At 73.1% G+C, this 25847-nt stretch carries 26 protein-coding genes; 20 read left to right on the top strand and 6 right to left on the bottom strand.

Features of this window, described 5'->3' with window-relative positions; translation table 11 throughout:
* Positions 1 to 53: 53 nt before the first annotated feature.
* Positions 54 to 1955: a SpoIIE family protein phosphatase gene (locus AB0E88_RS29585; protein ID WP_361636847.1), complete on the top strand. Its 1902-nt coding sequence runs from the start codon at positions 54 to 56 to the stop codon at positions 1953 to 1955.
* A gap of 28 nt (positions 1956 to 1983) precedes the next feature.
* Complete coding sequence (gene hemW, locus AB0E88_RS29590) at positions 1984 to 3216, top strand: radical SAM family heme chaperone HemW (RefSeq protein WP_361636850.1); 1233 nt, start codon at positions 1984 to 1986, stop codon at positions 3214 to 3216.
* 126 nt (positions 3217 to 3342) lie between these two features.
* Here the strand turns inward: hemW and AB0E88_RS29595 are convergent, their stop codons facing one another.
* Positions 3343 to 4149: a DUF3097 domain-containing protein gene (locus tag AB0E88_RS29595; protein ID WP_361636853.1), complete on the bottom strand. Its 807-nt coding sequence runs from the start codon at positions 4147 to 4149 to the stop codon at positions 3343 to 3345.
* 41 nt (positions 4150 to 4190) lie between these two features.
* Positions 4191 to 4919: an MBL fold metallo-hydrolase gene (locus tag AB0E88_RS29600; protein ID WP_361636856.1), complete on the bottom strand. Its 729-nt coding sequence runs from the start codon at positions 4917 to 4919 to the stop codon at positions 4191 to 4193.
* 148 nt (positions 4920 to 5067) lie between these two features.
* Here AB0E88_RS29600 and hrcA point away from each other — a divergent pair, with 148 nt between their 5' ends.
* From hrcA to AB0E88_RS29645, 9 genes are all read left to right on the top strand, one after another.
* A complete protein-coding gene (hrcA, locus tag AB0E88_RS29605) occupies positions 5068 to 6084 on the top strand; it encodes a heat-inducible transcriptional repressor HrcA (RefSeq protein ID WP_361636859.1) in 1017 nt (338 codons plus the stop codon).
* Complete coding sequence (gene dnaJ / locus AB0E88_RS29610) at positions 6085 to 7221, top strand: molecular chaperone DnaJ (protein WP_361636862.1); 1137 nt, start codon at positions 6085 to 6087, stop codon at positions 7219 to 7221.
* Between the two features lie 87 nt (positions 7222 to 7308).
* Positions 7309 to 8391 (top strand): nitronate monooxygenase, encoded by a 1083-nt coding sequence (locus tag AB0E88_RS29615; RefSeq protein WP_361636865.1) that lies wholly within the window; start codon positions 7309 to 7311, stop codon positions 8389 to 8391.
* On the top strand, positions 8388 to 9134 hold the full coding sequence (locus AB0E88_RS29620) for a 16S rRNA (uracil(1498)-N(3))-methyltransferase (protein ID WP_361636868.1): 747 nt from the start codon (positions 8388 to 8390) through the stop codon (positions 9132 to 9134). Before AB0E88_RS29615 ends, AB0E88_RS29620 begins: the two co-directional genes overlap by 4 nt.
* Before the next feature lie 19 nt (positions 9135 to 9153).
* Positions 9154 to 9546, top strand: coding sequence for a VOC family protein (locus tag AB0E88_RS29625; RefSeq protein ID WP_361636871.1), 393 nt, complete (start codon positions 9154 to 9156; stop codon positions 9544 to 9546).
* A gap of 110 nt (positions 9547 to 9656) precedes the next feature.
* Positions 9657 to 10172 (top strand): hypothetical protein, encoded by a 516-nt coding sequence (locus tag AB0E88_RS29630; protein WP_361636874.1) that lies wholly within the window; start codon positions 9657 to 9659, stop codon positions 10170 to 10172.
* A gap of 74 nt (positions 10173 to 10246) precedes the next feature.
* Positions 10247 to 10600, top strand: coding sequence for a histidine triad nucleotide-binding protein (locus AB0E88_RS29635; RefSeq protein WP_361636877.1), 354 nt, complete (start codon positions 10247 to 10249; stop codon positions 10598 to 10600).
* 5 nt (positions 10601 to 10605) lie between these two features.
* Positions 10606 to 11511, top strand: a complete 906-nt coding sequence (locus AB0E88_RS29640) for a ribonuclease Z (RefSeq protein WP_361636880.1) — start codon at positions 10606 to 10608, stop codon at positions 11509 to 11511.
* 20 nt (positions 11512 to 11531) lie between these two features.
* On the top strand, positions 11532 to 12521 hold the full coding sequence (locus AB0E88_RS29645; protein WP_361636883.1) for an adenosine deaminase: 990 nt from the start codon (positions 11532 to 11534) through the stop codon (positions 12519 to 12521).
* A 57-nt stretch (positions 12522 to 12578) separates the two neighbouring features.
* On the opposite strand, the gene AB0E88_RS29650 is transcribed toward AB0E88_RS29645, so the two are convergent.
* On the bottom strand, positions 12579 to 13838 hold the full coding sequence (locus tag AB0E88_RS29650) for an MFS transporter (protein WP_361636886.1): 1260 nt from the start codon (positions 13836 to 13838) through the stop codon (positions 12579 to 12581).
* A gap of 379 nt (positions 13839 to 14217) precedes the next feature.
* Between AB0E88_RS29650 and AB0E88_RS29655 the strand changes: the two genes are divergently transcribed.
* The 8 genes from AB0E88_RS29655 to AB0E88_RS29690 all read left to right on the top strand — a co-directional run bounded on the left by AB0E88_RS29655 (position 14218) and on the right by AB0E88_RS29690 (position 21657).
* Positions 14218 to 15114 carry a 5-dehydro-4-deoxyglucarate dehydratase gene (locus AB0E88_RS29655; RefSeq protein WP_361636963.1) on the top strand — a complete coding sequence of 299 codons (897 nt, stop codon included), beginning with the start codon at positions 14218 to 14220 and terminating at the stop codon, positions 15112 to 15114.
* Positions 15111 to 16400: a glucarate dehydratase family protein gene (locus tag AB0E88_RS29660; RefSeq protein ID WP_361636889.1), complete on the top strand. Its 1290-nt coding sequence runs from the start codon at positions 15111 to 15113 to the stop codon at positions 16398 to 16400. Before AB0E88_RS29655 ends, AB0E88_RS29660 begins: the two co-directional genes overlap by 4 nt.
* Positions 16401 to 16559: 159 nt before the next feature.
* Complete coding sequence (locus AB0E88_RS29665; protein WP_361636966.1) at positions 16560 to 17678, top strand: PfkB family carbohydrate kinase; 1119 nt, start codon at positions 16560 to 16562, stop codon at positions 17676 to 17678.
* A 295-nt stretch (positions 17679 to 17973) separates the two neighbouring features.
* Positions 17974 to 19044 carry a PhoH family protein gene (locus AB0E88_RS29670; RefSeq protein ID WP_361636892.1) on the top strand — a complete coding sequence of 357 codons (1071 nt, stop codon included), beginning with the start codon at positions 17974 to 17976 and terminating at the stop codon, positions 19042 to 19044.
* A gap of 14 nt (positions 19045 to 19058) precedes the next feature.
* Positions 19059 to 19556, top strand: a complete 498-nt coding sequence (ybeY, locus tag AB0E88_RS29675; protein ID WP_361636895.1) for an rRNA maturation RNase YbeY — start codon at positions 19059 to 19061, stop codon at positions 19554 to 19556.
* A gap of 4 nt (positions 19557 to 19560) precedes the next feature.
* Positions 19561 to 20871, top strand: a complete 1311-nt coding sequence (locus tag AB0E88_RS29680; RefSeq protein WP_361636898.1) for a hemolysin family protein — start codon at positions 19561 to 19563, stop codon at positions 20869 to 20871.
* Complete coding sequence (locus AB0E88_RS29685; RefSeq protein WP_361636900.1) at positions 20868 to 21227, top strand: MmcQ/YjbR family DNA-binding protein; 360 nt, start codon at positions 20868 to 20870, stop codon at positions 21225 to 21227. Before AB0E88_RS29680 ends, AB0E88_RS29685 begins: the two co-directional genes overlap by 4 nt.
* 76 nt (positions 21228 to 21303) lie before the next feature.
* Positions 21304 to 21657, top strand: coding sequence for a cytidine deaminase (locus AB0E88_RS29690; RefSeq protein WP_361636903.1), 354 nt, complete (start codon positions 21304 to 21306; stop codon positions 21655 to 21657).
* Between the two features lie 22 nt (positions 21658 to 21679).
* On the opposite strand, the gene AB0E88_RS29695 is transcribed toward AB0E88_RS29690, so the two are convergent.
* A complete protein-coding gene (locus tag AB0E88_RS29695; RefSeq protein WP_103785321.1) occupies positions 21680 to 22018 on the bottom strand; it encodes a P-II family nitrogen regulator in 339 nt (112 codons plus the stop codon).
* A complete protein-coding gene (locus tag AB0E88_RS29700; RefSeq protein ID WP_361636905.1) occupies positions 22015 to 23325 on the bottom strand; it encodes an ammonium transporter in 1311 nt (436 codons plus the stop codon). Before AB0E88_RS29700 ends, AB0E88_RS29695 begins: the two co-directional genes overlap by 4 nt.
* Before the next feature lie 175 nt (positions 23326 to 23500).
* Here AB0E88_RS29700 and era point away from each other — a divergent pair, with 175 nt between their 5' ends.
* On the top strand, positions 23501 to 24454 hold the full coding sequence (gene era, locus AB0E88_RS29705; protein ID WP_361636908.1) for a GTPase Era: 954 nt from the start codon (positions 23501 to 23503) through the stop codon (positions 24452 to 24454).
* A gap of 81 nt (positions 24455 to 24535) precedes the next feature.
* Here the strand turns inward: era and AB0E88_RS29710 are convergent, their stop codons facing one another.
* Positions 24536 to 25840, bottom strand: coding sequence for a GH1 family beta-glucosidase (locus AB0E88_RS29710; RefSeq protein WP_361636911.1), 1305 nt, complete (start codon positions 25838 to 25840; stop codon positions 24536 to 24538).
* Positions 25841 to 25847 lie beyond the last annotated feature (7 nt).

The following is a 25847-nucleotide window of genomic DNA, read 5'->3' on the forward strand; positions in this document are numbered from 1 at the left end:
CCCTGTCGCCAACGCCCGACAGATGTCCAGCCGAACCGCTCGGGGAGTTGTCGATGGGGGTCGTACCGACGCAGCGCGAGACCGAGGTCCTGACCGGTGCTGCGCCCGCGCACACCGACAGCCGCGCGCGGGCGCACGCCCTCCTGCCCGGCAGCGAACTCGCGCCCGGCACCGCACGCGGCATGGTCCGCGCGGCGCTCGGCGAGTGGACCGGCCTCGCCCTGCCCGGTGCCGAACGGCTCACCGAGCGCCTCGCCCAGGACGCGGCGCTCCTCGTCAGCGAGCTGGTCACCAACGCGGTCGTGCACGCGGGCACCGACGTCGAACTGCACTGCCGGCTGGAGCCGGCCGGAGCCGTGGTCGTCGAGGTCACCGACCGGCACCCCACCCGCGCCCCGCGCGACACCACGGCCGACGACGGCACACCGGAACCGGAGTACGGGCGCGGACTGCGCCTGGTCGCCGCGCTCGCCGAGTCCTGGGGCGTCACCTACCGCCGCACCGCCAAGACGGTCTGGGCCCGGCTCACCCCGGAGACCGACGACCGCCCCCACCCCGACGACCGCCCGCTCCACGACGACCTCACCCACCCCGGTGACCGGGCCCTCGGCGAGGCCCTCCAGCTCGCCGGGATCCTCGCCCCCGAGCCGCGCGGCGCCGACGGCGACCGGGACTGGCTCGGGCGCGGCGCCCTGTCCTTCCTCGCCGAGGCCTCCGATCTGCTCGCCGGACAGCTCGACGAGGACCTCGTCGCGTCCCTCACCGGCCAGCTCGTCGTGCCCCGCCTCGCCGACTGGTGCGCCGTGTGGCTGGAGGACGAGGTCAGCGGGCGCGGCTGGGCCGACGGCGGCGGACCGGGCGTACGGCCCGCCCGGGTGTGGCACAGCGGAGAACACCTCGTCGAGGAGCTGCGCCACGCCCTGGAGAAGGAACCGCCCCGCCCGCCCGGCCCCGCCTCCCACGGCCCGCTGCCCTACCCGTGGCCGGGCGCCGTGCTCGGCCCGCACGGCGCGGCCCTCGCCTACCGCCTCGTCGCGGGCGGCCGCCCGCTCGGCACCCTCGTCATCGGCCGCACCGGGCTGCTCCGCTTCCCCGACGAGGTCACCGGGCTCGTCGAGGACCTCAGCCGCCGCGTCGCGCTCGCCATCGGCGCCGCCCGCCAGTACGCCCGCCAGGCCACCATCAGCGCCGTCCTCCAGCGCGGCCTGCTGCCCGGCGCCGTCGCCGAGATCCCCGGCGTGCGCACCGCGCTCGTCTACGAGCCCTGCGACAAGGGCGGTCCCAGCGGCGACTTCTACGACGTCTTCCCGGCCGGCCACGGCCGCTGGTGCTTCGCCGTCGGCGACGTCCAGGGCAAGGGCCCCGAGGCCGCCGTCGTCATCGGCCTGGCCCGGCCCTGGCTGCGGCTGCTGGCCCGCGAGGGCTACGGCGTCGCCGACGTCCTCGACCGCCTCAACCAGCTCCTCCTCGACGACGCCACCGAGGCCGCCGACGCCGCCGCCCGCGCCTTCGCCGGCCCCGTCGCCCCCGGAGACGGCCCGCAGACCCGCTTCCTGTCCCTGCTCTACGGCGAGCTGGTGCCGTACGAGGGCGGGGTCCGCTGCACCCTGGCCTCCGCCGGACACCCGCTGCCGCTGGTCCTCGGCCCCGGCGGCGACGTCCGCACCGCCGCGCGCCCGCAGACCCTGCTGGGGGTCGTCGAGGACGAGACGTACACCAGCGAGACCATCGAGCTGCGGTCCGGCGACACCCTGCTCTGCGTCACCGACGGGGTCACCGAGCGGCGCAACGGCCCCGACCAGTTCGACGACGGCGACGGGCTGGCCCGCGCGCTCGCCGGGTGCGCGGGTCTCGACGCCGGCCTCGTCGCCGAGCGGATCAGCCGGCTGGTGCACGACTTCGGCGGGCAGCCGCCGGAGGACGATCTGGCGCTGCTCGTCCTCCAGGCGGAGTAACCCTCCGCGGTCCTGGACAATGGGAGACATGCCTTCAGCACTCCCCGACGGCGAGCCCGTCCCCGACGACGGCGCGCTGCCCGCGTCCGCGCTCGCCGGCGCCGCCGAGCGGCCCCTCGGGTTCTATCTGCACGTGCCCTACTGCGCCACCCGCTGCGGCTACTGCGACTTCAACACCTACACCGCGACCGAGCTGCGCTCCACCGGCGGAGTGCTGGCCTCCCGCGACAACTACGCCGACACCCTGACCGACGAGATCCGCCTGGCCCGCAAGGTGCTCGGCGACGATCCGCGCCCGGTGCGCACGGTGTTCGTCGGCGGCGGTACGCCCACCCTGCTGGCCGCCGGTGACCTGGTGCGGATGCTGGCGGCGATCCGGGACGAGTTCGGGCTCGCGCCGGACGCGGAGATCACCACGGAGGCGAACCCGGAGTCCGTCGACCCGGCCTACCTCGCCACCCTGCGCGAGGGCGGCTTCAACCGGATCTCCTTCGGCATGCAGAGCGCCCGGCAGCACGTGCTGAAGATCCTCGACCGCACCCACACCCCGGGCCGCCCCGAGGCGTGCGTGGCCGAGGCGCGCGCGGCGGGTTTCGAGCACGTCAACCTCGACCTGATCTACGGCACGCCCGGAGAGTCCGACGACGACTGGCGGGCCTCGCTGGACGCCGCGATCGGCGCCGGCCCCGACCATGTCAGCGCGTACGCCCTCATCGTCGAGGAGGGCACGCAGCTCGCCCGGCGCATCCGGCGCGGTGAGGTCCCGATGACCGACGACGACGTGCACGCCGACCGCTACCTGATCGCCGAGGAGACCTTCTCCGCGGCGGGCTTCGAGTGGTACGAGGTGTCCAACTGGGCCACCTCCGAGGCGGGCCGCTGCCTGCACAACGAGCTGTACTGGCGCGGCGCCGACTGGTGGGGCGCGGGCCCGGGTGCCCACAGCCACGTCGGCGGGGTGCGCTGGTGGAACGTGAAGCACCCGGGCGCCTACGCGGCGGCCCTGGCCGAAGGCCGCTCCCCGGGCGCCGGGCGGGAGCTCCTGAGCGAGGAGGACCGCCGCGTGGAGCGCATCCTGCTGGAGCTGCGGCTGCGCGAGGGCGTACCGCTGGACCTGCTGAAGGCGGACGGCCGCCGGGCCGCCGGCCGGGCCCTGGCGGACGGGCTGCTCCAGAGCGAGCCGTACGCCGGGGGCCGCGCGGTACTGACCCTGCGCGGACGCCTGCTCGCGGACGCGGTGGTGCGGGACCTGGTGGACTGAGGGGCCGACCCCGCGTCGGCGGGGAGCACGAACTGCTGGGCCACGTGGACCAGCTCATCGACGGACCACCTCCGCGACGGCGGAGAGCAGTCCACCGGTCCCGCCGAGGCAACGATCAGGTAGCTCTCAGGGCACGGTCACGTGGTCGATGAGGCGCTCGACACAGCCCAGCAGCTCCGGCTCCAGGTCCCGGTACGACCGCACCCGGCCGAGGATCGCCTGCCAGGCCGCGCCCGTGTTCTCCGGCCAGCCGAGGGCCCGGCACACGCCCGTCTTCCAGTCCTGGCCGCGCGGGATCACCGGCCACGCCTCGATGCCCAGCGCCGACGGCTTCACCGCCTGCCAGATGTCGATGTACGGGTGGCCCACCACCAGCGCGTGCTCACTCGTCACGGCCTCGGCGATCCGCCATTCCTTCGTGCCCGGCACCAGATGGTCCACCAGGACGCCCAGACGGGCGTCCGGACCCGGGGCGAAGGACTCCACGATCGCCGGCAGGTCGTCGACGCCTTCCAGATACTCCACGACCACGCCCTCGATGCGCAGGTCGTCGCCCCACACCTTCTCCACCAGCTCGGCGTCGTGCCGTCCCTCGACGTAGATCCGCCCGGCGCGGGCGACCCGCGCGCGGGCGCCGGGCACGGCCACCGATCCGGACGCGGTACGAGCGGGCCGTGCCGGAGCCGCCGAGGCGGGCCTGACCAGCGTCACCACACGGCCCTCCAGCAGGAAGCCGCGCGGCTGGAGCGGGAAGACCCGGTGCTTGCCGAAGCGGTCCTCCAGCGTGACGGTGCCGGCCTCGCAGCGGATCACCGCCCCGCAGAAGCCGCTGCCGGGCTCCTCCACCACCAGGCCCGGCTCGGCCGCCACCTCGGGCGCCGGAGCGGGCTTCTTCTTCCAGGGCGGGGTCAGGTCGGGGGAGTACTGCCGCATTCGGATGACGATAGGAGAACCCGCGCCCCCGGGGGCCCCGATCAGCGCGACACGCCGAAGCGGGCCGCCAGCGCGTCCCGTTGCGCCCGCACGAACGCCGCGTCCACCACCGCTCCGTGACCGGGCACGTACAGCGCGTCGTCGCCGCCGAGCGCCAGCAACCGGTCCAGCGCGTCCGGCCAGTGCGACGGTACGGCGTCCGGGCCCGCCTGCGGCTCGCCGGACTCCTCGACGAGGTCACCGCAGAACACCACCTCCCGCTCGCCCGGGACCAGCGCGGCGAGATCGTGGGCGGTGTGCCCGGGACCCACGTTGGCGAGCAGCACCTGGCGGCCGCCGCCGAGGTCGAGCGTCCACTCGCCGCTGACCAGGTGGCCGACCGGCACCGGCACCCCCGCGGCCTCCTCGGCGGCCTCCGGGTCCAGGCCGGCCGTCACCGCGTCCGCCCGCAGCTCCTCCCGGCCGCGCGGGGTGAACGCGGACTCGATGCCGACCGCGCCGAAGATCTCGGCGGCCCGCACCGCGGAGGCACCGAGGACGTGGTCGAAGTGGGGGTGGGTGAACGCGAGATGGGTCACACCGTGCCCGGTGAGCCGTTCCGCCTCGGCACGCAGCCGGGCGCCCTCCGCGAGGCTCGACCCGGCGTCGACCATCAGTGCCGTGCCCGCGCCGACGATCAGCCCCGTCGTGCAGTCCCAGCCCGGCAGCCGGCACCGTCCGACCCCGGCCGCCAGCCGTTCCCACCCGAGCTCTTCCCAAGTAACCGTCATACCGCGACGCTAGCCGTACCGGCCGCGCGCGGACGACCAGCCTTGCCGGGGGCGTACCCCACCGCCGTACACTGGCCCGGGGACGTCTGGCACTCGGACGCGCAGAGTGCCAGGGACGATTCGAGGGAAGGCTCTGGAGGTGTGCGCCATGCTGAGTGAACGACGGCTTCAGGTGCTGCGCGCCATCGTCCAGGACTACGTGGGCACCGAGGAGCCGGTCGGTTCGAAGGCACTCACGGAGCGGCACAACCTCGGCGTCTCCCCGGCGACCGTCCGCAACGACATGGCGGCCCTGGAGGACGAGGGGTACATCGCGCAGCCGCACACCAGCGCGGGGCGCATCCCCACCGACAAGGGCTACCGGCTGTTCGTCGACAAGCTGGCCGGTGTGAAGCCGATGACCGGGCCGGAGCGGCGCGCGATCCAGAACTTCCTCGAGGGCGCCGTCGACCTCGACGACGTGGTGGCCCGTACCGTGCGGCTGCTGGCGCAGCTCACGCGGCAGGTGGCCGTCGTGCAGTACCCGTCGCTGACCCGCTCGACCGTGCGGCACGTGGAGCTGCTGTCGCTCGCGCCCGCCCGGGTGATGCTGGTGCTGATCACCGACACCGGCCGGGTGGAGCAGCGGATGGTGGACTGCCCGGCACCCTTCGGCGAGACCTCGCTGGCGGATCTGCGGGCCCGGCTGAACAGCCGGATCGCGGGCCGCCGGTTCACGGACGTGCCGAAGCTGGTGGAGGACCTGCCGGAGGCCTTCGACCCGGAGGACCGCGGCACGGTCTCGACGGTGCTGTCCACGCTGCTGGAGACGCTCGTCGAGGAGAACGAGGAACGGCTGATGATCGGCGGCACCGCCAATCTGACGCGTTTCTCGCACGACTTCCCCCTCACGATCCGGCCGGTGCTGGAGGCTCTGGAGGAGCAGGTCGTCCTCCTGAAGCTGCTCGGCGAGGCGAAGGATCCGGGCGTGACCGTCCGTATCGGTCATGAGAACGCCCACGTAGGACTCAACTCCACGTCCGTCGTGTCGGTCGGCTACGGTTCGGGCGGCGAGGCTGTCGCCAAGCTCGGCGTGGTCGGACCGACCCGCATGGACTACCCGGGAACGATGGGAGCGGTACGCGCAGTGGCACGGTACGTCGGACAGATCCTGGCGGAGTCGTAGGTGGCCACGGACTACTACGCCGTACTCGGCGTGCGCCGCGACGCGTCGCAGGATGAGATCAAGAAGGCGTTCAGGCGGCTCGCTCGCGAGCTGCACCCGGACGTCAATCCCGATCCGAAGACGCAGGAGCGGTTCAAGGAGATCAACGCCGCCTACGAGGTGCTGTCGGACCCGCAGAAGAAGCAGGTCTACGACCTCGGCGGCGACCCGCTCTCGCAGTCCGGCGGCGCCGGCGCGGGCGGCTTCGGCGCGGGCGGCTTCGGGAACTTCTCGGACATCATGGACGCGTTCTTCGGTACGGCGTCGCAGCGCGGACCGCGCTCGCGTACCCGCCGGGGCCAGGACGCGATGATCCGGGTCGAGGTCGAACTCGACGAGGCGGCCTTCGGCACCACGAAGGACATCCAGGTCGAGACCGCGATCGTCTGTTCCACCTGCTCGGGTGAGGGCGCCGCGCCGGGCACCTCCGCGCAGACGTGTGACATGTGCCGCGGCCGTGGTGAGGTCTCGCAGGTCACCCGGTCCTTCCTGGGCCAGGTCATGACCTCGCGGCCGTGCCCGCAGTGCCAGGGCTTCGGCACGATCGTGCCGAACCCGTGCCCGGAGTGCGCCGGTGACGGCCGGGTGCGCTCGCGGCGGACGCTGACGGTGAAGATCCCGGCCGGTGTCGACAACGGCACCCGCATCCAGCTCGCCGGTGAGGGCGAGGTCGGGCCCGGCGGCGGTCCCGCCGGTGACCTCTACGTCGAGATCCACGAGCTGCCGCACCCGACGTTCCAGCGGCGCGGTGACGATCTGCACTGCACGGTGACGATCCCGATGACGGCGGCGGCGCTCGGCACGAAGGTGCCGCTGGAGACGCTGGACGGCATGGAGGAGGTCGACATCCGGCCCGGCACTCAGTCCGGCCAGTCGATCCCGCTGCACAACCGCGGTGTCACGCATCTGCGCGGCGGCGGACGCGGCGACCTGATCGTGCACGTCGAGGTCCAGACGCCGACCAAGCTCGACCCCGAGCAGGAGCGCCTGCTGCGCGAGCTGGCCAAGCTCCGCGGCGAGGAACGCCCCACGGGCCAGTTCCAGCCCGGGCAGCAGGGGTTGTTCTCGCGGCTGAAGGACGCGTTCAACGGACGGTGAGGCGTGGGGCCGCCGGCTCTGCCGGTGGCCCGTGCCCGCGGGGCGGGTGGATTCGGACTTGTCCGGGGGACGTGACACCATGCGGTCATGTCCTCCCTGACCGATCTCTTCCCCCATCCGATCGTGCAGGCTCCCATGGCGGGCGGCGTCTCCGTCCCGCCCCTCGCCGCTGCCGTCTGCGAGGCGGGCGGGCTGGGCTTCCTCGCCGCCGGGTACAAGACCGCCGACGGGATGTACCAGGAGATCAAGCAGCTGCGGAGCCTGACGAACCGTCCCTTCGGGGTCAATGTGTTCATGCCGCAGCCGGACGGTGCCGAGACCGGCGCCGTCGAGGTCTACGCGCACCAGCTGGCCGGGGAGGCCACCTGGTACGACACCGAGCTGGGCGACCCCGACAGCGGCCGGGACGACGGCTACGACGCGAAGCTCGCGGTGCTGCGCGACGACCCGGTGCCCGTGGTCTCCTTCCACTTCGGCGTCCCGAGCCGTGAGGTCGTCGACTCCCTGCACCGGGTCGGCACCTTCGTCTGGGTCACCGCCACCACGGCCGACGAGGCGGTCGCCGTGCAGCGCTCCGGCGCGGACGCGGTGATCGCGCAGGGCGTGGAGGCCGGCGGCCACCAGGGCACGCACCGGGACGTGCCGGAGAACGACGGCTCCGGGATCGGGCTGCTGGCGTTGCTGGCGCAGGTGCGGGAGGCCGTGTCGATCCCGGTGGTCGCCGCGGGCGGGCTGATGCGGGGCAGCCAGATCGCCGCGGTGCTCGCGGCGGGGGCGAGCGCCGCCCAGCTGGGCACGGCGTTCCTCGCGACGGAGGAGTCCGGGGCGCACGCGGTGCACAAGGACGCGCTGACCAACCCGCTGTTCGTGCGGACCGAGCTGACCCGGGCGTTCTCCGGGAGACCGGCGCGCGGGCTGGTCAACCGGTTCCTGCGCGAGCACGGCCCGTACGCGCCGGCCGCGTATCCGCAGATCCATCATCTGACCGCGCCGCTGCGCAAGGCCGCGGCGAAGGCGGACGACGCGCAGGGCATGGCGCTGTGGGCGGGGCAGGGGCACCGGCTGGCCCGGACCCTGCCGGCCGGGCGGTTGGTGGAGCTGCTGGCCGGTGAACTCCATGCGGCGAGGACAGCGTTGTCGGCCGGAACTCACGGGGGTGAGGTGCGATGACGGCGCCCGTCTTCGTCGTCGAGTCGTTCGGGACGGACCGGGGCCGCTTCGTCCTGGACGGGCCGGAGGGGCGGCACGCCGTCTCGGTCAAGCGGCTCCAGGTGGGCGAGGAGGTCGTCCTCACGGACGGCGCCGGGCGGTACGCGGTGTGCCCGGTGACCGGCGTGGAGGGCAAGGACCGGCTGATCGTCGATGTGCCCTCCGTCGAGGAGGAGCCCGCGCCGGCGCCCCGGATCACCGTGGTGCAGGCCCTGCCCAAGGGGGACCGGGGCGAGCTGGCGGTGGAGACCATGACCGAGGTCGGGGTGGACGCGATCGTGCCGTGGCAGGCGGCGCGCTGCATCACCCAGTGGAAGGGCGAGCGGGGACTGAAGGCGCTCGGCAAGTGGCGCAGCACCGCCCGGGAGGCGGGCAAGCAGTCCCGGCGGGTGCGGTTCCCCCAGGTCGCGGACGCGGCCACCACCAAGCAGGTCGCCGCACTTCTGGCGACGGCGGACTTCGCCGGCGTCCTGCACTCGGACTTCGGCGTCGCGAGCGAGCCGCTGGCGAGAGCCGAGTTGCCCGCGTCCGGGGAGATCGTGCTGGTCGTCGGTCCCGAAGGGGGCGTGGCCGGGGACGAGTTGGAACTGTTTCGTCAGGCGGGTGCCGTGCCGTACGTGCTGGGGCCTACGGTGTTGCGTACGTCGACCGCCGGGACGGCGGCTGCGGCGCTCCTCCTCGGCCGCACCGGACGGTGGTCCTGACCTGGGGGGTTGCTGCCTCGTGGAACTGGCTCAAGTGCGGCTGCTGGTCACCGACTTCGCCGCGTGTTACCGCTTCTACGCCGACGTGCTGGGGCTGAAGCCGCAGTCGGGGGCGGCGTCGGGGCCGTACGAGAAGTTCAGCCCGACGGTGGGGTCCGCGGGGATCGCCCTGCAGGACCGGGCGATGATGGCGTCCGTGCTCGGGGAGCTGGGGGAGACGGCGACGGGGCACCGTTCGCTGGTGGTGCTGCGGGTGGACGACCTGGACGCGTACTGCGAGGAGATCGCCGGGCGCGGAGCGGTGCTGCTGCAGGGGCCCGCGGCGATGACGGACCGGATGCGGGTGGCTCACCTCAAGGATCCCGAGGGGAACCTGGTGGAGTTGCAGGAGTGGCTGCTGCTGCGGGGGTAGCCCCCGCGCGCGTGCCGGGGCGGTCCGCGCGGGAACACCGGTGCGGGGGAGGCGGGTTGTGGCCGTATGCGTACTACCGCCCGTCGTGACGGAGTGGCACGCTGCTGGGCATGGGCGCGTTGAGGCGTATCTTCGGCGCCGCCGGCCTTCTCGTCGTGGCCGTCGGTGGAGTCGTGGCCTGTGATCCCGGCGGGCTCGGTTCGGCCGCCGTCGCCTACACCACCGACCAGACCGCGACCAAGGAGCTTCAGCGCCGGCACGTGGACGTGCGATGGCTGACCTGTACCGCCGACTACGGCGACAGGGGGGCCACGCCCTCGGCCGGCGCGGGCACCGTCGTCACCGTCGACTGCCGGGGACAGACCAAGGACGGCCGGGACATCACCGTCAAGGGGAAGGTGACCCGGGCCGTCGACGGGGCCTGTGTGCGCGGGGACCTGACCGCCGAGGTGGGCGGGAAACAGGTGTTCCACGTGAGCGGGCTCGGCAACTGCGACGCCACCCCGTCCCCCGTCGGGCCGCCGGGGAACGGCCCCGGTCCGGCGCGGCCGACGGTCACCGTGACCGTCACGCGGACCATCTGGTGCCAGGGCGATCCGACCTGCTGGCCCGTCCAGGGCAAGTGAGGGCGCCTGCGCCGCCGTAGCCACTCGCTACGATGCCTTCGTACGCGATCATCCCGGCGCGAGGAGGCACACGCATGGCAGGGGAGCCGCAGGACGACTGCTTGTTCTGCAAGATCGTCGCGGGCAGCGTCCCGGCGACGATCGTCCGTGAGACGGAGACGACCATCGCCTTCCGTGACATCAACCCCCAGGCGCCCACCCACGTCCTGGTGATCCCCAAGGCCCACCACAAGGACGCCGCCGCGCTCGCCGCCGAAGCGCCCGAGCTGGCCGCGGACGTGCTGCGCGAGACGCAGGCGGTGGCCGACGAGGAAAAGCTGGAGAGCTACCGGACGGTGTTCAACACCGGCAGCGGCGCCGGGCAGACCGTCTGGCACGCGCACGCCCACGTCCTCGGCGGGCGCGGGCTGAACTGGCCGCCCGGGTAGCCGCCGTGTCCGTACGCGAACTCGTCGTCCTCGGCACGGCCAGCCAGGTCCCGACCCGGCACCGCAACCACAACGGCTATCTGCTGCGCTGGGACGGCGAGGGCATCCTCTTCGATCCCGGTGAGGGCACCCAGCGGCAGATGCTGCGGGCCGGGGTCGCCGCCCACGACCTGAACCGGCTGTGCGTCACGCACTTCCACGGGGACCACTCGCTGGGCCTGGCCGGGGTGATCCAGCGGATCAACCTCGACCAGGTGCCGCACGACGTCACCGCCCACTACCCGCGCTCCGGGCAGCGGTTCTTCGACCGGCTGCGGTACGCCACGGCCTACCGGGAGACCGTGCGGATCACCGAGGCGCCGGTGGCCGGGGACGGCGTGATCGCTCGGACGGACGCGTACACGCTCGAGGCGCGCCGGCTCTCCCACCCCGTGGAGTCCTTCGGCTACCGGGTCGTCGAGCCCGACGGGCGGCGCATCCTGCCCGTAAGGCTCGCCGCGCACGGGATCAAGGGGCCGGACGTCGGGCGCATCCAGCGCGAGGGGGTGCTCGGCGGGGTGCGGCTGGAGGACGTCAGCGAGGTCCGGCGCGGGCAGCGGTTCGCCTTCGTGATGGACACCCGGCTGTGCGACGGCGTGCACGCCCTGGCCGAGGGGTGCGACCTGCTCGTCATCGAGTCCACCTTCCTCGACGAGGACGCCCGGCTCGCCGCGGACCACGGGCACCTGACGGCCGGTCAGGCGGCTCGGGTGGCCCGGGACGCCGGGGTGCGCCATCTGGTGCTCACCCACTTCAGCCAGCGCTACGCGGAGCCGGAGGAGTTCGAGCGGCAGGCGCGGGCCGCCGGGTTCGAGGGGGAGCTGACCGTGGCCCATGATCTGCTCCGGGTACCGGTTCCGAAGCGTCGGTGAATTCGCCGTAGCATGTTTTGATGCCGCTACCCAAAGCCGAACTGCACCTTCACATCGAAGGCACCCTGGAGCCCGAGCTGGCCTTCGCGCTGGCCCGGCGCAACGGGGTCCAGCTGCCGTACGCCGACGAGGACGCCCTGCGCGAGGCGTACCGGTTCGAGGACCTGCAGTCCTTCCTCGACCTGTACTACGCCCTGATGGCCGTCCTGCTCACCGAGCGGGACTTCGAGGACCTCGCCGACGCCTATCTCGCGCGCGCCGCCGCCCAGGGCGTGCGGCACGCGGAGATCTTCTTCGATCCGCAGGCCCATCTGGCGCGGGGCGTGCCGATGGGCACCGTGGTGGAGGGGCTGTGGCGCGCGCTCGGGAACAGCGAGGCCCGTCATGGCGTCTCCACCCGGCTGATCATGTGCTTCCTGCGTGACGAGTCCGCCGAGTCGGCCCTTGCGACCCTGGACGCCGCGAAGCCCCATCTGGACCGGATCACGGGGATCGGGCTCGACTCCGCCGAGGTCGGGCACCCGCCGGTGAAGTTCCGCGAGGTGTACGAGGCCGCCGCCGCGCTCGGGCTGCGCCGCGTCGCGCACGCGGGGGAGGAGGGGCCGCCGGAGTACATCACCGAGGCCCTGGACGTCCTCGGCGTCGAGCGCGTCGACCACGGGCTGCGCTGCATGGAGGACCCGGCGCTGGTGGAGCGGCTGGTGCGTGAGCGGGTGCCGCTGACGCTGTGCCCGCTGTCCAACGTCCGGCTGCGGGCCGTGGACGTCCTCGCCGAGCACCCGCTGCCCGCGATGCTCGACGCCGGGCTGATGTGCACAGTCAACTCCGACGACCCCGCCTACTTCGGCGGCTACGCCGGGGACAACTTCGACGCCGTGCGGCGGGACCTGCACCTGAGCGAGGACCGGCTGCGCGAGCTGGCCCGCAATTCCTTCCTCGCGTCCTTCCTGGACGACGACGAGGAGCGCCGGGCACGCTACCTCGCCGAGGTGGAGGCGTACGTCTTCTGAGGACGTGCGCCCGGCAGTACGCCCGGTAGTACGCCCGGCAGGCGCCGGGCGCGGTCGTCAGGCGGCCGGGGTCGTCTCGTGGGCCAGCGGGGCCGGGCTCTGCACGGGGATCTCGACCACGGCCGGGCTCTGCACGGGGATCTCGACCACGGCCGGGCTCTCCACGGGGACCTCGACCACCGGCAGCGTGCGCCGGCCCGCCGACCGGGCGACCACCGTCATCGGTACGGCGATCACCAGCAGGCCGGCCGCCAGGACCGCTCCCATCACCGGGAACCCGGCCTGCGCGGCCAGCACGCTGCCGGTGAGCGGGCCCGCCGCCGTGCCGAGGGACGAGGCCGAACCGACCAGCACCGCCCAGCGGCCCTGCGGGTCGAGGGAGGCGGCCAGCCCGATGAGGTACGACAGCACGATCGGGTAGAACGCGTTCCATGCGATCTCACCGGCCGCGAAGGACGTCAGGCCGGTCGCGGACGCGCTCAGCGCGATGCAGCCGGCGATCAGGACCGTGCCGGCGCCGATGGGCGCGGTGCGGCCGAAGCGCGGGCCGATCGCTCCCGCCCCCGTCACGCCGAGCAGGCCCGCGACGAGCGCCACGGCGAACACGGCGCCGACCGCCGACTCCGACAGGTGGGCCTGCGTGAGGCCGATGCGGCCGCTCACCCCCCACAGCGCGTTCTGCGCGAGGGACCAGCACGGCATCGCGGCGGCCAGCAGCAGACCGGCCCGCAGCTGGGGCAGGCGGGCGGCCGGGGCGCGGCGCGGGTGCGCGGGGGCGGCGGTGCGGACGGGCAGACGGCTCGTCAGGGGCCAGACCGCGAGCGCGGTGAGGGCGATCGCCGCCAGCGGCTGGGCGTGGCCCGGGCCGAGGTGAGGGATCGTCAGGCACAGAGCGGCGGCCAGGGCCGAGACGCCGAGGAGACCCACCGTCGTCGTGCGGTGCGGGTCCCTCTGGGCGGCGATCCCGGTGGCGGCGACCGCCGTGATCGTGCCCGAGCCGAAGCCGCCGATCACCGCGCCGGCCACGACGGCCGGTACGGCGGTGGTGAGCGCGGCGCCGCCGTAGCCGAGCAGCGCGAGCGTGAGGCCGAGCCGGGCCAGGAGCCGGGCGCCGATCCGCTCCACGCGGGAGGCGAGGAGGAAGCCGGCGGTGGCCGAGCCGAGCAGCAGGGCGCTGCCGACCGCGCCGGCCTGAGTGGCCGTCAGCGGCAGGCCGGAGTCGAGGCGGCCGACGGTGGTCGGCAGCAGGTAGGGGGCGAGGTACCCGGCCGTGAAAAGGGCGACGAGGGGCCAGGGCGTGGTGCGGGGGGCGGACACGGGCGTTCCCAGGGCATGCGAAAGGAGCGGCACAGAAGGGGGGATGGGCGACGACCGTCGACGGACAGGAACGCGCGCAGAATTTGTATCAAGTGCGGCGGCCCGGAAGAAGGGCGGGGGGTGTGATGTGGCGCACGGTGTGGTTTGCCGTAGGTGGAGGCGGGTACAAGTGCGCGTTTTCGCCCGTGGGAGGTGCCGTTCCCGTCTGCGGGGTGAGCCCGTCGCGTCCCTGCGGGGCCGCTCGGGGGCGTCGGCCCATTGACGCCGGCCGTTCGCATTCATAATCTCTGTCTGCATACATGGACGACGTTCGCAGGGGGAGATGAGGCCGGTGGCCGACGACCGGCGCACGGACGCGGCGCGCAGGCTGCGGGCCGGGATGGCGGGCGGCGTGCTGTCCTTCCCGCTCACCGCCTTCCACGACGACGGCACCCTCGATCCGGACGGCTGCCGGGCGCACGTGGCCGCGCAGCTCGCCGCCGGGCCCGGCGCGCTCTTCCCCGCCTGCGGCACCGGCGAGTTCTTCTCGCTCGACGAGGACGAGTACCGGCAGGTCGTCACCGTCGCCGTCACCGAGGCGGACGGGCGCGTGCCCGTCGTCGCCGGCACGGGCTACGGCTGGGCCCAGGCCGCCCGCTTCGCGCGGATCGCCGAGGAGGCCGGCGCCGACGCCCTGCTCGTCCTGCCGCACTACCTGGTCGACGCCGCACAGGACGGGCTCGTCGCCCACCTCGAGCAGCTCGCCGCCCGCACCGCGCTGCCGCTGATCGCCTACCAGCGCGGCCAGGTCGCCTACACCGCCGCCTCCCTGCGGCGCATCGCCGGCATCCCCGGCGTCATCGGCCTCAAGGACGGCCACAGCGACCTGGACAGGCTCCAGCGCCTCACCCTCGCCGCACCCGAGGACTTCCTGTTCTTCAACGGCGCCGCCACCGCCGAGATCCAGGCCCGCGCCTACGCCGCCGTCGGGGTGCCCGCCTACTCCTCCGCCGTCCACGCCTTCGCCCCCGAGATCGCGCACGCCTTCCTCACCGCCCTGCGCGCCGGCGACCACTCCACCGCCGACCAGCTGCTGCGCGGCTTCTACGTCCCCTTCGTCGAACTGCGCGACCGCGTCCCCGGATACGCCGTGTCCCTGGTCAAGGCGGCCGCCCGGCTGCGCGGCGCGCCCGTCGGGCCCGTACGTGCCCCGCTCACCGACCCCTCGGCCGCCGACCTGGCCGGCCTGTCGGCCCTGCTCGCCGCCGGACTCGACCTCGTAGGAGCCGCCCCGTGAACCTGACCGTCGCCGACGTCCGCCTCACGCCGATCCTGGTCGCCGACCCGCCGCTGCTGAACACCCAGGGCGTCCACCAGCCGTACACCCCCCGGCTGATCGTGGAGGTGGTCACCGCCGACGGGATCACCGGCGTCGGCGAGACGTACGGCGACACCAAGTACCTGGAACTGGCCCGGCCGTTCGCTCGGCGGCTGGTCGGCCGCTCGGTCAGCGACCTGAACGGCCTGTTCACCGTCGCCGACGACATCGCCGTCGACTCCTCCCGGGTCTCCGGCCAGGTCGGCGTCGGCGGACTGCGCGGTGTGCAGACGGCCGGCAAACTGCGTCTGTCCGTCGTCTCCGCCTTCGAGGTCGCCTGCCTGGACGCCCTCGGCAAGACGCTCGGGCTGCCCGTGCACGCGCTGCTCGGCGGCAAGGTGCGCGACGCCGTCGAGTACAGCGCGTACCTGTTCTACAAGTGGGCCGAGCACCCCGAGGGTGTGGCGGCGGAGAAGGACGACTGGGGGGCGGCCCTGGATCCGGCCGGGATCGTCGCGCAGGCGCGGCTGTTCACCGAGCGGTACGGGTTCACCTCCTACAAGCTCAAGGGCGGTGTCTTCCCGCCCGAGCAGGAGGTCGCGGCGATCCGCGCGCTCGCCGAGGCCTTCCCCGGCCGCCCGCTGCGGCTCGACCCCAACGGCGCCTGGTCCGTCGAGACCTCGCTGAGGTTCGCCGGAGAACTCGCGGACGTCCTGGAGTACCTGGAGGACCCCGCGCTCGGCACCCCGGCCATGGCCGAGGTGGCCCGGCACACCGACGTGCCGCTCGCCACCAACATGTGCGTGACGACGTTCGCGGAGATCAAGGAGGCGTTCACGCGCGACGCCGTGCAGGTCGTCCTCTCCGACCACCACTACTGGGGCGGCCTGCGCAACACCCAGCAGCTCGCCGCGCTGTGCCGCACCTTCGGTGTCGGGGTGTCCATGCACTCCAACACGCACCTCGGCATCTCCCTGGCCGCGATGACCCACGTCGCGGCCACCGTGCCAAACCTCCACCACGCCTGCGACTCGCACTACCCCTGGCAGTCGGAGGACGTCCTCACCGAGCGGCCCGTGTTCCACGGCGGATGCGTCGCCGTGTCGGACGCTCCGGGCCTCGGCGTGGAACTCGACCCCGGCAGGCTCGCGTTCCTGCACCGGCGCTGGCTCGACGACGACGGCGGGCTGCGCGACCGCGACGACGCGGCCGCGATGCGGGCCGCGGACCCCCGCTGGGTCACGCCGTCGGTCCCGCGCTGGTGATCTTCCCCGTCTCCCCGGCGGCACCGGCCTGACACCGGTCCGCCGCGGGTGAGGCCGGTGCGTTGCCGTCCGGAAGCGGCGCGTTGCCGGTGCCGTGGTGCAGACTGGCCAGAACCGCACCACGTCAGGGAGCGCACCGTGACCCCGTCCACCGGAGCCATGGGACCGATGGGATCCATGGGAGAGGACCGCGACCGCCGGCCCCGGATCGACCCGCTCGCCGAGCTGCGCACGGCGGGCGATCCACCGTGGGACGTCTTCCTGACGGGAACCGTCTTCCTCGACATCGTCTTCACCGGACTCGACTCCGCGCCCGTCCGCGGGACGGAGTCCTGGGCGCGGGGCATGGGCTCCAGCCCCGGCGGCGTCGCCAACATGGCCACCGCGCTCGCCCGGCTCGGACTGCGGACCTCCCTGGCCGCGGCCTTCGGCGACGACCACTACGGCGAGTACTGCTGGGACGCGCTGGAGCAGGGCGAGGGCATCGACCTCACACCGTCGCGGACCGTCCCCGGCTGGCACTCGCCGGTCACCGTGTCGATGGCGTACGAGGGGGAGCGCACGATGGTCTCCCACGGTCACGAACCGCCCCCGCAGGAGCCCGCCCCGGACCATCCGCCCTACGCCCGCGCCGCCGTCGCCTCCCTCACGCCGGGCCGGCGCGCCCCCTGGATCGCCACGGCCGCGAGCCGCGGCACCCGCATCTTCGCCGACGTCGGCTGGGACGACACCGGGGCGTGGGACCTGGCGGGCCTCGCCGACCTGGAGCACTGCGAGGCGTTCCTGCCCAACGCGGAGGAGGCGATGCGCTACACCGGCGCGGACTGCCCGCGGGCGGCGGCCCACGCGCTCACCCGCCATGTGCCGGTCGCGGTCGTCACGCTCGGCGCTGAGGGGGCGTACGCGGTGGACCGGCGCACCGGGGAGTCCGCGGAGGTCCCGGCGATCGCCGTGGAAGCCCTGGACCCGACCGGTGCGGGGGACGTCTTCGTCGCGGGCTTCGTCACCGGCACGCTCGCCGGCTGGCCGCTCGCCGACCGCCTCGCCTTCGCGGGGCTCACCGCGGCGCTGTCGGTGCAGGAGTTCGGCGGCTCGCTCTCGGCGCCGGGCTGGGCCGAGATCGGCGCGTGGTGGCGCACGGTCCGCTCGGTCGACGGCCAGAGCCCGGCGGCCCTGCGGCGCTACGCCTTCCTGGAGGGACTGGTACCCGACGAGCAGACGGCGTGCTGGCCGCTGCGCCGCGCGGTCCCGACCATCGGCTTCCGCCACGTGCCGTGACGGCACCCGGCGCCGCGGCCGGCCGAGGCGCCGTGACACGGCACCGGGCGCCGCGGCCGGCCGGGCCTCCCGAGGTCCGGGCCGACGGCAGCGCAGCCGGCCCACCATGCAGCAGCGCGGCGCGGGGAACCGCGCGAGCGGGCCACCACCCGGCCGCGGACGCGTGCGCCCCTTGGCCGTGGGCGAAAAGCCCTTCGGTGTTGTCAGCCCCCCGTCGTACTCTTGATATCGCGAGGCCGCTCGAAGCCATGCGCGGCCGTGACGAGGAGGAATCGCAGGCGCGCGGCGCCGGCCCATGACTCAGACACCCACCACTCACACCCCCGCGCAGGGGCAGGCGAAGGCACAGTTCACCGTCCCCGCCCAGCACCCCATGGTGACCGTTCTGGGCTCCGGCGACTCCCTGCTGCGCGTGATCGAGAAGGCCTTCCCGGCGGCCGACATCCACGTCCGGGGAAACGAGATCAGCGCTGCCGGCGACCCCGCGGACGTCGCCCTGATCTCGCGCGTGCTGGAGGAGATGTTGCTCGTGCTCCGCACCGGGCAGCCGATGACGGAGGACGCCGTGGAACGCTCGATCGCCATGCTCAAGGCGAGCGACGCCGGGACGAACGACGGGCCGGAGACCCCGGCCCAGGTGCTCACGCAGAACATCCTGTCCTCGCGCGGACGCACCATCCGCCCCAAGACCCTCAACCAGAAGCGGTACGTCGACGCGATCGACCAGCACACGATCGTCTTCGGCATCGGCCCGGCCGGTACGGGCAAGACGTACCTCGCCATGGCCAAGGCCGTGCAGGCCCTGCAGTCCAAGCAGGTCAACCGGATCATCCTCACCCGCCCGGCCGTCGAGGCCGGCGAGCGGCTCGGCTTCCTGCCGGGCACGCTCTACGAGAAGATCGACCCCTACCTGCGCCCGCTGTACGACGCCCTGCACGACATGCTCGACCCCGACTCCATCCCGCGGCTCATGGCCGCCGGGACGATCGAGGTCGCCCCGCTCGCCTACATGCGCGGCCGTACGCTCAACGACGCCTTCATCATCCTGGACGAGGCCCAGAACACCTCGCCCGAGCAGATGAAGATGTTCCTCACCCGCCTCGGCTTCGACTCGAAGATCGTGATCACGGGTGACGTGACGCAGGTCGACCTGCCCAACGGCACCAAGAGCGGCCTGCGCCAGGTCCAGGAGATCCTGGAGGGCGTCGAGGACGTCCACTTCTCCCGGCTGTCGTCGCAGGATGTCGTCCGGCACAAGCTGGTCGGCCGTATCGTCGACGCGTACGAGAAGTACGACAGCACGCACGGCACCGAGAACGGCGGGCACAAGCCCGGCCGGGGCAAGTCCGGGCACAAGGGGAAGTAGACACACACAGCACCATGTCGATCGACGTCAACAACGAGTCCGGAACCGAGGTCGACGAGCAGGCGATCCTCGACATCGCCCGCTACGCGCTCGCACGGATGCGCATCCACCCGCTCTCCGAGCTCTCGGTGATCGTCGTGGACGCCGACGCCATGGAGCAGCTCCATGTGCAGTGGATGGACCTGCCCGGACCCACCGATGTCATGTCCTTCCCGATGGACGAGCTGCGGCCGCCGTCCAAGGACGACGACGAGCCCCCGCAGGGCCTGCTCGGCGACATCGTGCTGTGCCCGGAGGTCGCCGCCAAGCAGGGCGCCGACGCGCCGACGCAGCACTCCATGGACGAGGAGCTCCAGCTGCTCACCGTCCACGGAGTGCTGCACCTGCTGGGCTACGACCACGAGGAGCCGGACGAGAAGGCCGAGATGTTCGGCCTGCAGGCGGCCATCGTGGACGGCTGGCGCGCGGAGCGGGGCATGACCGGCCCGTCGCCGGCGCCCACCGTGTCGTAGGCCCATGAGTCCACAGCTCGTGCTCGGCGCGATCGCCCTGGTCGTCGTCGCCTGGCTCGCCGCCTGCGCGGAGGCGGGCCTGGCGCGGGTCTCCAGCTTCCGCGCCGAGGAAGCCGTCAAGTCCGGCCGGCGCGGCAGCGACAGGCTCGCCCAGATCGCCGCCGACCCCACCCGCTACCTCAACGTGGCGCTGCTGGTCCGCGTCGCCTGCGAGATGGCCGCCGCCGCGCTGATCACCTACGCCTGCCTGCAGGAGTTCGAGGGCACCGCCACCGCGCTGCTCGTCGCCATCGCCGTGATGGTGCTCGTGTCGTACGTCGCCGTCGGGGTCTCCCCGCGCACCATCGGCCGCCAGCACCCGCTGAACACCGCGACCGCGGCGGCGTACGTCCTGCTGCCGCTCGCCCGGGTCATGGGCCCCATCCCGTCGCTGCTGATCCTCATCGGCAACGCGCTCACCCCCGGCAAGGGCTTCCGCCGCGGCCCGTTCGCCTCCGAGGCGGAGCTGCGCGCGCTGGTCGACCTCGCCGAGGCCGAGTCGCTGATCGAGGCCGACGAGCGGCGCATGGTCCACTCGGTGTTCGAGCTGGGCGACACGCTCGTGCGCGAGGTCATGGTGCCGCGCACCGACCTGGTCACGATCGAGCGGTACAAGACGATCCGGCAGGCCCTCACCCTCGCCCTGCGCTCGGGGTTCTCCCGCATCCCGGTCACCGGCGAGAACGAGGACGACATCGTCGGGATCGTCTATCTGAAGGACCTGACCCGCAAGACGCACATCAACCGGGACGCCGAGAGCGAGCTGGTCTCCACGGCGATGCGCCCCGCCGTGTTCGTCCCGGACACCAAGAACGCCGGCGACCTGCTGCGGGAGATGCAGAAGGAGCGCAACCACGTCGCCGTCGTCATCGACGAGTACGGCGGCACGGCCGGCATCGTCACCATCGAGGACATCCTCGAGGAGATCGTCGGCGAGATCACCGACGAGTACGACCGGGAGCTGCCGCCCGTGGAGGAGCTGGGCGCCGACCGCTTCCGGGTCACCGCCCGTCTCGACATCGGCGACCTCGGCGAGCTGTACGGCCTGGAGGCCTTCGACGACGAGGACGTGGAGACCGTCGGCGGTCTGCTCGCCAAGGCCCTCGGCCGCGTGCCCATCGCCGGCGCCTCCAGCGTCGTCGAACTGCCCGACGGCCGGAAGCTGCGGCTGACGGCCGAGTCCGCGGCCGGCCGCCGCAACAAGATCGTCACGGTGCTGGTCGAGCCGGTCGCCCCGGCGGACGAGCCCGGCGGCGAGGAGGAGAGGGCGGAGTGACCCCCAAGGAGCTGCGCGCCCTGTGCCTGTCGTTCAACGAGGCCGAGGAGGACTTCCCGTTCCGTCCCGAGGTCTCGGTGTTCAAGGTGCTGGGCAAGATGTTCGCGCTGACCCAGCTGGACGCGCGGCCCCTGACGGTCAACCTCAAGTGCGACCCGGAGGACGCGATCCGGCTGCGCCGCGAGCACGAGGGACTGATCGTGCCGGGCTGGCACATGAACAAGCGCCACTGGAACACGGTCACCGTGGACGGCGGCCTCCCCGACCGCCTGGTCCGCGAGCTGGTGGAGGACTCCTACGACCTGGTCGTGGCCGGCCTGCCCCGCGCGGAGCGCCTGCGGCTGGACCGGCCCTGACCCCGGAACTGCGGCGGTGCCCCGGCGAGGGACCCCATGGCCGGACGTGCCGTCAGCTTGTTCGTATGCTCGGGGCATGACCGACACCAACGCGCTCGACCCCGAGGACCGCAAGATCGTCACCCTGGCCCGATCGGCCCGGGCCCGCAACGGTGTGCCCGAGGGTGCCGCCGTCCGCGACGACACCGGCCGTACGTACGTGGCCGGGACCGTCGCGCTGGACTCGCTGAAGCTGAGCGCGCTGCGCACGGCCGTCGCCATGGCCGTGGCGTCCGGCGCCAAGTCGCTGGAGGCGGCGGCGGTGGTGACGGACGCGGAGTCGGCGACCGCGGAGGACCTGGCCGCCGTACGTGACCTCGGCGGGGCCGGGACGCCGGTGCTGCTGGCGGGCCCCGACGGCGAGGTCCGGCAGACCGTCTCGGCGGGCTGAGAAGGTCTGCGGGGCGTCAGGGCTACAGGGCGTCGGGTCCGCGCTCGCCGGTGCGGACCCGGACGACCGTGTCGACGGGCAGCGCCCACACCTTGCCGTCGCCGATCTTGCCGGTCTGCGCGGCCTTCACGATCGCGTCGATGACGTCCTCGGCCAGCGCGTCCTCGACGACCACCTCGATCCGCACCTTGGGCACCAGGTCGATCTGGTACTCGGCGCCCCGGTACACCTCGGTGTGGCCGCGCTGGCGGCCGTAGCCGCTCGCCTCGCTCACGGTCAGGCCCTGGATGCCCAGCTCCTGGAGCGCGGTCTTGACCTCGTCGAGGCGGTAGGGCTTGACGATCGCGGTGATGAGCTTCATGCCTGGGAGGTGACCTTCCGGTCGGCGGTGACGAGCGAGTGGGCGACCGGGGCGCCGTGGCCCAGGACGCCGTGATCGTATGCCGTCTCCGCGTGCACCGTAAGGTCCAGGCCCGTGTGCTCCTGCTCCTCGTCCGCCCGCAGGCCCATGACCTTGTCGAGCGCCCTGCCGAGGCCGTACGTGACCGCGAAGGCGTATCCCGCCACGACGATCACGGCGACCAGCTGCTTGCCGAGCGGGGCGATTCCGCCGCCGTGGAGCAGTCCCTCGACGCCGCCGGTCATCGCCTTCTCGGCGAACAGGCCGATCATGAGGGTGCCGATGATCCCGCCGACCAGGTGGACGCCGACGACGTCCAGGGAGTCGTCGTAGTTCAGCTTGAACTTCCAGCTGACCGCGTAGGAGCAGACCACGCCGGCGGCGAGGCCCACGACCAGCGAGCCGAGCAGCGACACCGTCCCGCAGGACGGGGTGATCGCGACCAGGCCGGCGACCGCGCCGGAGGCGGCGCCCAGCGTGGTCGGGTGGCCGTCGCGCCGCTGCTCGACGAAGAGCCAGCCGAGCAGGCCGGTGCAGCCGGCGGCGAGGGTGTTCAGGAACGCCTCGGCCGCCAGACCGTTCGCACCGAGCGCCGAGCCGGCGTTGAACCCGAACCAGCCGAACCACAGCAGACCGGCGCCGAGGACCACCATCGGCAGGTTGTGCGGCCGCATCGCGTCCTTCTTGAAGCCCAGACGCGGCCCGAGGACCAGGCACAGGGCGAGGCCGGAGGCGCCGGAGGTGATCTCCACGGGGAGACCGCCGGCGAAGTCGAGGGCGCCGAGTCCGTGCCCGATCCAGCCGCCCGGGCCCCACACCCAGTGGGTGACGGGAACGTATACCAGCAGCGCCCACAGCGGCACGAAGACCAGCCACGCGCTGAACTTCGTCCGGTCCGCGACGGCGCCGCTGATCAGCGCGGCCGTGATGATCGCGAAGGTGAGCTGGAAGGTGGCGAAGAGCACGGTGGGGACGGTGCCGTGGACGCTGCCCGGGCCGAGGCCGCGCATGCCGGCCTGCCCGAGCCCCCCGATGAGCCCGGCGAAGGCGTCGTCGCCGAAGGCCAGCGAGTAGCCGGCCGCCAGCCAGACCACGGTGACCAGGGCGATCGACACGAAGCTCATCATCAGCATGTTGAGGACGCTCTTCGCGCGGACCATGCCGCCGTAGAACAGGGCCAGGCCCGGGGTCATCAGCAGGACGAGGGCGGTCGCGGCGAGCAGCCAGGCGGTGTCGCCGGTGTCGACGTGCGCGGCGGCGAGTGTCACGGGCGTCTCCAACGGTGCGGGGGCTGCGTCAGAGGTTCACCCATGTGCGTTTCCGGGCGCGTACGGGTGTGTTTCCGCGACGTTTCATTGCCTGAGCGTTACCGGAAGCTCACCGTGGGACGGGGCCCGGCGCACGCGTACGGCGGGGCCTCGTGGATCAGGGACAATGAACGCCATGAGCGTTCGTACCCAGTCATCCGAGCAGCCGGGCGACAACGTCCACCGCGCCGGCTTCGCCTGCTTCGTGGGCCGCCCCAACGCGGGCAAGTCCACCCTCACGAACGCTTTGGTGGGGCAGAAGGTGGCGATCACAGCGGACCAGCCCCAGACGACGCGGCACACGGTACGCGGGATCGTGCACCGGCCGGACGCCCAGCTGATCCTGGTGGACACCCCCGGGCTGCACAAGCCGCGCACGCTGCTGGGCGAGCGGCTCAACGACGTCGTCCGCACGACGTGGGCCGAGGTCGACGTGATCGGCTTCTGTCTGCCGGCGAACGAGAAGATCGGCCCCGGTGACCGCTTCATCGCCAAGGAGCTGGCCGGGATCAAGAAGTCCCCGAAGGTCGCCATCGTCACCAAGACCGACCTGGTCGACTCCAAGGCCCTCGCCGAGCAGCTGATCGCGATCGACCAGCTGGGCAAGGAGCTGGGCATCGAATGGGCGGAGATCGTGCCGGTCTCGGCGACCGCGGGCAAGCAGGTGGACCTGCTGGCCGACCTGCTGATCCCGCTGCTGCCGGAGGGCCCGGCGCTCTATCCCGAGGGTGACCTGACGGACGAGCCCGAGCAGGTGATGGTGGCCGAGCTGATCCGGGAGGCCGCGCTGGAGGGCGTCCGCGACGAGCTGCCGCACTCCATTGCGGTGGTCGTGGAGGAGATGCTCCCGCGCGAGGACCGCCCCGCGGACCGGCCGCTGCTGGACATCCACGCCAACGTCTACATCGAGCGGCCCAGCCAGAAGGGGATCATCATCGGCCCCAAGGGCAAGCGGCTGAAGGAGGTCGGGATCAAGTCCCGGCGCCAGATCGAGGCGCTGCTGGGTACCCCGGTCTACCTCGACCTGCACGTGAAGGTCGCCAAGGACTGGCAGCGCGACCCGAAGCAGTTGCGCAAGCTGGGCTTCTGAGGCCGGTCGCCGCTCCGAGGCGCGTCCTTTCGGTCGCCGCCTCGGTCCCCGGCCTTCCGGCCGCCCCGAGGACGGCGTCCGTCAGCGCTGGTCCCGCAGCAGCTCCCGGAACCAGGTGTACGACGCCTTCGGGGTCCGCCGCTGGGTGGTGTGGTCCACGTGGACCAGGCCGAAGCGGCGGGCGTACCCCTCGGCCCACTCGAAGTTGTCCAGCAGCGACCAGACGAAGTAGCCGCGGACGTCGACCCCGGCGTCCATGGCCGCGTGCAGGGCCCTGATGTGGGCGTCCAGGTAGGCGATGCGGTCCTGGTCGTCGACGCCCTCGTAGCTGCAGCCGTTCTCGGTGATGACGACCGGGGGCAGCCGTGCGCCGTAGCGGTCGTGGAAGGCCGTGAGGAGTTCCGTCAGCGCCTGCGGCACCACCGGCCAGCCGAAGTCGGTGACCGGGACGCCCTCGATCGGCCGGACGGAGAAGGGCAGTTCGGCCGGCAGCGGCACCCCGCCGAACTCGTCGTCCGTGCCCTGCGGGGCGCCCACCTTCGTCGGGGCGTAGTAGTTGACGCCGTAGAAGTCGAGCGGCTCGGCGATCACCTTCAGGTCCGCCTCGACGTCCCCGGGCATCAGCTCGGCCAGCCCCTCCGGGTAGGTGCCGAGCAGGACGGGGTCGGCGAAGAGGCGGTTGAGGAGGACGTCGTAGAGGTCCGCCGCCTCCCGGTCGGGTTCCGCCGGGGACGCCGGCCAGGTCGGTCCGTGCGAGTTGGCGATACCGGCCGACGCCGCGCCGGACGCCCGCAGCGCCCGGACCGCGAGACCGTGGGCGAGGAGCTGGTGGTGGGCGGCCGGCAGCGCGTCGAACAGCAGCCGCTTGCCGGGGGCGTGCACCCCGAGCGCGTGGCCCAGCAGTGTGTGCTCGGCCGGTTCGTTGAGGGTGATCCACTGGTGCACGCGGTCACCCAGGCGGTCGGCGACCGTCGTGACGTGGTCGGCGAAACGGTGCGCCGTGTCCCGCTCCAGCCAGTCCAGGTCCACCGGCAGGTCCCAGTGGAAGAGCGTCGGCACCGGGCGCACGCCCGCCGCGCCCAGGTCGTCCACCAGGCGGTCGTAGAAGTCGAGGCCGCCGGGCGAGGCCACCCGGGGCCAGGAGATCGAGAAGCGGTACGCGTCCACGCCGAGGCCGGCCAGCAGCGCGACGTCCTCGCGGTGGCGGTGGTAGTGGTCGCAGGCCACCGCGGCCGTCGAGCCGTCCTTCACCCGGCCCGGCTCGGCCGTGAACGCGTCCCAGACGGAGGGGGCGCGTTCGTCGGCGGCCCCCTCGATCTGGTGGGCCGAGGTGGACACGCCCCACAGAAAGCCGGGCGGGAACTGCGGCATCGGATCCGTCGCCATGGCCGGA

The sequence above is a fragment of the Streptomyces sp. NPDC028635 genome, assembly GCF_040637635.1.
Classification (GTDB): domain Bacteria; phylum Actinomycetota; class Actinomycetes; order Streptomycetales; family Streptomycetaceae; genus Streptomyces.

Coding starts and splice junctions, on each gene's coding strand:
- AB0E88_RS29655 (WP_361636963.1), top strand. CDS start 14,218: ATGGCGGGCGGCGTGCTGTCCTTCCCGCTCACCGCCTTCCACGACGAC.
- AB0E88_RS29630 (WP_361636874.1), top strand. CDS start 9,657: ATGGGCGCGTTGAGGCGTATCTTCGGCGCCGCCGGCCTTCTCGTCGTG.
- AB0E88_RS29670 (WP_361636892.1), top strand. CDS start 17,974: ATGACTCAGACACCCACCACTCACACCCCCGCGCAGGGGCAGGCGAAG.
- AB0E88_RS29690 (WP_361636903.1), top strand. CDS start 21,304: ATGACCGACACCAACGCGCTCGACCCCGAGGACCGCAAGATCGTCACC.
- AB0E88_RS29585 (WP_361636847.1), top strand. CDS start 54: ATGGGGGTCGTACCGACGCAGCGCGAGACCGAGGTCCTGACCGGTGCT.
- AB0E88_RS29695 (WP_103785321.1), bottom strand. CDS start 22,018: ATGAAGCTCATCACCGCGATCGTCAAGCCCTACCGCCTCGACGAGGTC.
- AB0E88_RS29665 (WP_361636966.1), top strand. CDS start 16,560: ATGGGACCGATGGGATCCATGGGAGAGGACCGCGACCGCCGGCCCCGG.
- hemW (WP_361636850.1), top strand. CDS start 1,984: ATGCCTTCAGCACTCCCCGACGGCGAGCCCGTCCCCGACGACGGCGCG.
- AB0E88_RS29710 (WP_361636911.1), bottom strand. CDS start 25,840: ATGGCGACGGATCCGATGCCGCAGTTCCCGCCCGGCTTTCTGTGGGGC.
- AB0E88_RS29620 (WP_361636868.1), top strand. CDS start 8,388: ATGACGGCGCCCGTCTTCGTCGTCGAGTCGTTCGGGACGGACCGGGGC.
- AB0E88_RS29600 (WP_361636856.1), bottom strand. CDS start 4,919: ATGACGGTTACTTGGGAAGAGCTCGGGTGGGAACGGCTGGCGGCCGGG.
- AB0E88_RS29595 (WP_361636853.1), bottom strand. CDS start 4,149: ATGCGGCAGTACTCCCCCGACCTGACCCCGCCCTGGAAGAAGAAGCCC.
- AB0E88_RS29615 (WP_361636865.1), top strand. CDS start 7,309: ATGTCCTCCCTGACCGATCTCTTCCCCCATCCGATCGTGCAGGCTCCC.
- AB0E88_RS29645 (WP_361636883.1), top strand. CDS start 11,532: ATGCCGCTACCCAAAGCCGAACTGCACCTTCACATCGAAGGCACCCTG.
- era (WP_361636908.1), top strand. CDS start 23,501: ATGAGCGTTCGTACCCAGTCATCCGAGCAGCCGGGCGACAACGTCCAC.
- hrcA (WP_361636859.1), top strand. CDS start 5,068: ATGCTGAGTGAACGACGGCTTCAGGTGCTGCGCGCCATCGTCCAGGAC.
- ybeY (WP_361636895.1), top strand. CDS start 19,059: ATGTCGATCGACGTCAACAACGAGTCCGGAACCGAGGTCGACGAGCAG.
- AB0E88_RS29680 (WP_361636898.1), top strand. CDS start 19,561: ATGAGTCCACAGCTCGTGCTCGGCGCGATCGCCCTGGTCGTCGTCGCC.
- AB0E88_RS29635 (WP_361636877.1), top strand. CDS start 10,247: ATGGCAGGGGAGCCGCAGGACGACTGCTTGTTCTGCAAGATCGTCGCG.